The sequence below is a fragment of the Roseomonas indoligenes genome, from assembly GCF_017813365.1.
Classification (GTDB): domain Bacteria; phylum Pseudomonadota; class Alphaproteobacteria; order Acetobacterales; family Acetobacteraceae; genus Roseomonas; species Roseomonas indoligenes.
The window spans coordinates 1-5,781 of sequence record NZ_JAGIZA010000047.1 but is presented as its reverse complement, the minus strand read 5'-3'; the positions used below and the strand labels follow the sequence as shown (position 1 = coordinate 5,781).

The window sequence follows — 5,781 nt, the reverse complement described above, 5'->3', positions numbered from 1 at the left end:
CTTGAGGCGGCAGTCATGGGTGATCGTGCGCGGCACCTTTGCCGAGAAGCGGAAGCTCTCCGGCGTGCTTGCGGCCCAGCGCTCATAGGTCGCCGGCCGGTGCGGACGGTAGAAGGAGGAGTTGATCTCGACCGCGGGCAGGCGGCGCGCATAGCGCTCCAGGTGGGAGCCGTCCGCGTCGAACTCGCCGGCGTGCTGCTTGGGGATGCTCCACCCGGCAGTTCCGATTTGCACCCCGCTCACTATACGTCCTCCCACAGCAGCTCCGGCTCGGTTCGGCGCACTTGCGGCGATGCGGCCGGGCAGGCTCTTAATGCCGGGACGCCATCATCTTCGCCACGGCGATCAGGGCAGCGCGGCGCTTCGGATCAGTGATGGTGCTGAAGGCCTGGATCAGCTCGACGATGTCGTCCCCCGGGCCGGGCTGGAAGGTCGGCGCAGGTTCGGGCGCATCATCTTGGCTGGATCCGGCAGCGATCAGTACGTCGGGACGGATGTCGAGTGCATTCGCGATCGCGATCAGCCGGCTGGCCGCGATCCGCGTGGTGCCCATTTCGTAGCGATGCAGCTGGGCTCCCGTCACGCCCACAACTCTCGCCAGCTCCTTCTGCGTCCGCCCCTGCGCGCGGCGGAGTTCACGGATTTCGCGCCCCACAGCAGCGTCCGACAATGTGGGCGAGCGCTGAGCAATGCCCATCGGATCACGCGCTCTCTGGTGCTCCAGGTGCTGGGACAACCTGCCGGCATGGGCCTGCTGCTCAGCGATCCTCGCCAGGATCCCAGTCCCGGGGGAGGCAGGCAGCTGTACAACGTTTTCCGCAAACGTATCCACGCGCTGGGCGGAATGGGCGGTCATGATTGTTGCTCCTCCCCAACCCGGCCGAAGGTGGCACGGATCTGGGCGTTCGTCTCATATTTGAGGCGAGGACTGATACGCCGATCGACCTTAGAAAGCAAACAGTCAAATCAAACACAAAGTCGAGTTTAGCATGGCTTATTTGTTACAAATCTGAGGTGGAAACTTGAGCTCTGAGAACACCTTAGAGGCTGAATTTCAATCAGAGGTGGAAGCAGGGCTGTTCGGCATTCGAATGGCTCTGTTGATGCACTTCAGGACACCTGCTGCCGGAGGTGGTTGCTGAAGCGGCCACTGAATCCCAAAATTCGGGATTCGTTTTCTCTTCGACTCGTCGAAGTGGTCGTTGAAGCTGGTAGTGCTCTGTGTTCAGCCTGTGTTCATGAGCAGGCCTGCGCAACGCGCCTGAGCTTGGTGGCTCATTTCCTCATGCTGCCGACGCATCCGGCAGCCCCGGCCGGCGTCACGGATCGTGTTTTTGTCGACACAAAGCTGATGTGGCCGTCTTCCTGGTCGCGTCAGTACAGTTGACGCTTGCTGCCATCGCCGGAGAACCTGGGAACCTCCTAAATAAAGAAGGGAGGGGCGCAATTGGCGCGCCACATCGAAGCGACACGCAGGCAGCCGAGCTGTGACCAGGTCAAGGTAGACCTGGATGATCTCGGTAAGCTTCTCGATGACTTGGTGGCCTGCTTCAACGAGCGGGAGCTCTCCAGAGCTCTGCTGCATGCCGTCGGACTAGAACTGATCCGGCACCTGTCGCCACCAGGCGAGGTCAACGCCCGCCTTGCTCAATGGCAGGATCGCTGGCGAGAGACGGTGCGAATGGAGCAGCTCCCCATGCGTGATACTGCAGTGGCGCATAGAATTGTCCGAGCCATGGAGGGCGAGGTCGCCTCACTGCCGCTAACCCAGGCAGACTGTTGGAACTGGGCTGGTTGTGAGGCGCTCTGATCTGAGATGATCGGCGGCGGTCATGGTGTCGGGCGCGGGTTGGCGGACGGAGCTGGAACGATGGCTGGCGCCTTTCCTGAAATCGCTTGAGCATCCGGCGTGCTGCTTGGGGAGGCTCCATCCGGCTGTTCCGATCTGCACTCCGCTCACCATACGTCCTCCCGCCGCAGGCCCTGAGGCGCCATCCTGGCCTAACTCAAAGGCTGTGCCTGTTGCCCTTCTAGAACTCTCGGCTCCGCGCCGGCTTCGCGGGGCGTTGCGGGCCCGGCTCAGTTCGGCGCACTTGCCGCGATGCGGCCGGGAAAGCGCTCAATTCGTCTGGGCCATGCTTGGCTTCCCTCCCGATCAGAGCGAAGCGTCAGTGGCGCGGAAGGTACCAGCATCCTCCCTCGCCACCCTGACCCACTCTGGTCAGGGCTCTGGGTCGTAGGACCCGGTTGGTCGGGTCCGATCCAGGGACCTGACGATGACCAAGCCGGTTTCCCCCACACAGGCGCAGATCCTAGCGTCGGCCACCCAGCACCCGAAGCGGCTGGCCGAGGCGCCTCCACACCTGCCCGCCGCCGCTCGCAACGCGGTGGTCCAGAGCATGCGACGGGCCGGGTTGCTGGAGGAGATGCCCGAGCCCGATGACGGCACGACGGTGTTGCGGATCACCGCGGCCGGGCTGGAGGCGGTGGGCGCGCCGTGCACGGCGGAGCCGGCCAGAGAGGCCGACGTGAGCACACAGGAGGGCGGAGAGGGGCAGCCGGGCATCACCGCTGCCCAGGGAGACCAGGAGCCGTCTGTCGCACCCGCTTCCCTGCCACCTCCCTGGGTCTCGCTTCGGGATGCCGCTATCGCCCTGCTCGTGGCCTGGGACGCGGGCATGGAGCGCTCTGCCCTGCCGGCTTCCATTGAGGCGCTCCGGGCCGCCCTGAGCCGTGCAGCCGCAACCCGTCCACCTCGCGACCCCTCTGTTCCACGCCGTCCGCGCGAGGGCACCAAGCACCACGCCGTCCGCACCCTCCTGCGCCGGGAGGACGGCGCCACCATCGCCGGGATCATGGACGCGACCGGCTGGGCGCAGCACACGGTTCGGGGCTTCCTGGCTGGGCTAAAGAAGAAGGGCCACGCGGTCGAGGTGCTGGAGCGGGTCCGCCAGGTCGGGCCGGGCGCCCAAGGTGCGAAGGGCAGCTACAGCGTGTACCGGATCGCGCCGGTCGCTGCCGAGGGAGGGCAGGGTTGATGGCCGTCTCCCGCATCTCCCGCGGCTCCACCCAGCCCCGCTATGCCGTCGCGCTGTACCGGGTCTCGACCGCTGAGCAGGGGCACTCGGGCCTGGGCCTTGAGGCACAGCAGGCGAGCGTCCGGGCCTTCGTCGAGCGCGAGGGCTGGGCGTTGGTCGCCGAGCACCAGGACATCGCGTCCGGCAAGGACGACAGGCGGCCCGGGTTCCAGGCGGCCCTGACCCGGTGCCGCCAACTCGGGGCGGTGCTGGTGGCCGCGCGTCTCGATCGGATTACCCGCCGGGCACACACCCTCTCGCAGCTGCTGGAGGAAGGACTTTCCATCCGGGCCGCTGACATGCCGGGAGCGGATGACCTGATGATGCGGGTCTACGCGACGATGGCGCAGAAGGGGCGGGAGCTGATCTCGGAACGCGCCCGAGCGGCGCTGGCCGCAGCTCAGGCTAGGGGAGCGGTGTTGGGCGGGGATCGGGGGTGGCGGCCGCCGTTGCCGCCCTGTACTGCCGCCGCCTCAGAGGTGCGCCGGGAGGAGGCGACCCGGACGGCATACCGGCTCGCCTTGGAACTGGAAGCGTTACGGGCGAACGGCGTCACGACCCACGCCGGGATGGCGCGGGCGCTGACCGAGTGCGGGGTGCCAACGCCTAGAGGCGGCGCGGTTTGGACTCACACGACGGTGGCAAGAGTTATGCACTGACTGGGATTGCGAAAGGCCGACTTACTTCGGGCTGCCCCATCACAGAGGCTATGCGGGGGTGTCGAGCTGAAAGGTGAGTTGTATCCGTAAACCGTCAGCAGCGAGCAGAAACTTGGGAATGTTGCTGTGGGGTTGAAGCCAAGTGTAGGCTTCTCCCTGCAGCAGGACACGCGGATCATGGCCTTTTTCAAGCGCAGCCATATGAGGACACTCTCCGCGGAACTCGTGACCCCGCCTGACACACCGACTGGCACTTCACGCCGCGGCTTTCTGGCCGCTGCCTGTGCCTGCTGCGCCCTGCCGGCCTTCCACAGCGCGCTAGCGGTCACGCCAGGTGCTGGCAGACCCTTACACCTGAAGCTTGATGCAGCCGCTCAAGCGCTCGAAGCGCGTATGATCGGGTGGCGCCGTGACATTCACCAAAACCCGGAGCTCGGCAACCAGGAGACGCGCACTGCCGGCTTGGTGGCCTCGCATCTACGCAGTCTCGGCTACGAGGTGCGGGAGCAAGTGGCGGTGACCGGTGTCGTAGCAACCCTGCGTGGCGGCGCCGGCGATGGTCCCGTGGTAGCACTACGGGCCGACATGGACGCACTTCCGGTGGCCGAGGAGGTGGACCTGCCTTTTGCGTCTACCGCCCGTGCCCAGTGGGGCGGGGTCGAGGTGCCGGTGATGCATGCCTGCGGGCATGACTGCCACACTGCTATCCTCATGGCTGTCGCAGAAGTACTGGCCGCTCATCGCTCGGAGCTGAAGGGTACGGTTAAGCTTCTGTTCCAGCCTGCGGAGGAGAACCTGCCGGCCGGTGAGATTGGCGGCGCGAAGCGCATGCTGGCTGAGGGAGCATATTCGGACCCGAAGCCTGATGTGGTGTTCGGCCTGCACATGGTGAGCGGACTGCCCGTTGGGACCCTCGGCTACTGCCCAGGCCCGGCCCATGCCAGCGCGGACGAGTTCCGGATCGTCGTGAACGGCCGCCAAACCCATGGCGCGCGCCCCTGGACCGGCGTGGACCCAATCGTCATCGGAGCACAGATTATCACTGCCCTCCAGACGATCCAGAGCCGGCAGGTGAATGTGGACCAGCCCTCCGTCTTGACCATCGGGCAGTTCCATGGGGGCGCGCGCAACAACATCATCCCAGACCGCGCAGAGATGAACGGTACGCTGCGGACCTATGACGAGGCGCGGCGCGCCTACATGCAGCGCCGTGTGACCGAAATCGCGGAGACCATCGCCAAAGGCATGGACGGGAGCGCGACGGTGCACTGGGAGCGAAACGGCTATCCCGTGACGGTCAACAATCCCGAGCTAACCGAACGGATGCTGCCCTCACTTGCGCGCGTGGCTGGCGGTGATGGGCTCCGGATGTCACCGCGATCGATGGCTGGCGACGACTTCGCCTATTTTGCGCAGGACGTGCCGGGGTTGTACTTCTGGGTGGGAATTGCCCCGCCCGGGGTAGACCCAGCCAGCGTCCCAGTGAACCACTCACCGCGTTTCCGAGTTGACGAAGCAGGCATGCTGCTCGGGCTGCGCGCTTCGCTGCACTTGGTGGCCGATTTCACCCGAAGCGGCACTATCGGCTAACCGCACGGGACTAAGGGGCGTGCTTCCGCCATGTTTGGTTGGCGGCGCTCCCCCGTCTCTACGTGTCATGAACAAGTGGGCTCGTGCACGAGGAGCGCGCGGGCCAAAAACTCGTCATCGAGCACCAGGACGTTGCCTCCGGCACGGACGGTCGGCGCCCCGGGTTCCAGGCAGCGCCTACCCGCTGCCGCCAGCTCGGGGCAGTGCTGGTGGCCGCCCGCCTCGATCGGATCACCCGGCGTGCCCACACCCTCTCACCGCTCTGGGCAGAGGGGATCTCGATCCGGGCGGCCGACATGCTGGGCGCCGATGACTTGATGATGCGGGTCTATGCGTATGCGGCCGGTGATGGCCGCCTTGTGAGGTGGTGGAGAGGTGTGGACTTCTGCGGGAGTGATGCCGGCCAGTTGGTGAACGACTGGTCGTGCGACGATCGCAGGACGGATCGCAACGGG

7 protein-coding genes are annotated in these 5,781 nt (G+C 65.8%); 5 read left to right on the top strand and 2 right to left on the bottom strand.

Annotated features, from left to right (window positions below):
- Together J5Y10_RS27465 and J5Y10_RS27460 are read right to left on the bottom strand one after the other, a co-directional pair.
- Positions 1–243, bottom strand: a 243-nt coding sequence (locus tag J5Y10_RS27465; RefSeq protein WP_408901606.1) for a DUF72 domain-containing protein, incomplete at its 3' end; no start/stop codon positions are given.
- A 67-nt stretch (positions 244–310) separates the two neighbouring features.
- Positions 311–856, bottom strand: coding sequence for a helix-turn-helix domain-containing protein (locus J5Y10_RS27460; RefSeq protein ID WP_209377339.1), 546 nt, complete (start codon positions 854–856; stop codon positions 311–313).
- A gap of 591 nt (positions 857–1,447) precedes the next feature.
- On the opposite strand from J5Y10_RS27460, the gene J5Y10_RS27455 reads away from it, so the two are divergent.
- The 5 genes from J5Y10_RS27455 to J5Y10_RS27435 all read left to right on the top strand — a co-directional run.
- Positions 1,448–1,810, top strand: a complete 363-nt coding sequence (locus tag J5Y10_RS27455; protein WP_209377337.1) for a hypothetical protein — start codon at positions 1,448–1,450, stop codon at positions 1,808–1,810.
- 466 nt (positions 1,811–2,276) lie between these two features.
- Positions 2,277–3,038, top strand: coding sequence for a DUF3489 domain-containing protein (locus tag J5Y10_RS27450; RefSeq protein WP_209377335.1), 762 nt, complete (start codon positions 2,277–2,279; stop codon positions 3,036–3,038).
- Positions 3,038–3,736, top strand: a complete 699-nt coding sequence (locus J5Y10_RS27445; RefSeq protein WP_209377334.1) for a recombinase family protein — start codon at positions 3,038–3,040, stop codon at positions 3,734–3,736. The genes J5Y10_RS27450 and J5Y10_RS27445 overlap by 1 nt, the downstream gene beginning before the upstream one ends.
- A 177-nt stretch (positions 3,737–3,913) precedes the next feature.
- On the top strand, positions 3,914–5,326 hold the full coding sequence (locus J5Y10_RS27440) for an amidohydrolase (RefSeq protein ID WP_209377333.1): 1,413 nt from the start codon (positions 3,914–3,916) through the stop codon (positions 5,324–5,326).
- An 83-nt stretch (positions 5,327–5,409) separates the two neighbouring features.
- Positions 5,410–5,781, top strand: a 372-nt coding sequence (locus J5Y10_RS27435) for a recombinase family protein (protein WP_209377331.1), incomplete at its 3' end; no start/stop codon positions are given.

Coding starts and splice junctions, on each gene's coding strand:
- J5Y10_RS27460 (WP_209377339.1), bottom strand. CDS start 856: ATGACCGCCCATTCCGCCCAGCGCGTGGATACGTTTGCGGAAAACGTT.
- J5Y10_RS27450 (WP_209377335.1), top strand. CDS start 2,277: ATGACCAAGCCGGTTTCCCCCACACAGGCGCAGATCCTAGCGTCGGCC.
- J5Y10_RS27445 (WP_209377334.1), top strand. CDS start 3,038: ATGGCCGTCTCCCGCATCTCCCGCGGCTCCACCCAGCCCCGCTATGCC.
- J5Y10_RS27440 (WP_209377333.1), top strand. CDS start 3,914: ATGGCCTTTTTCAAGCGCAGCCATATGAGGACACTCTCCGCGGAACTC.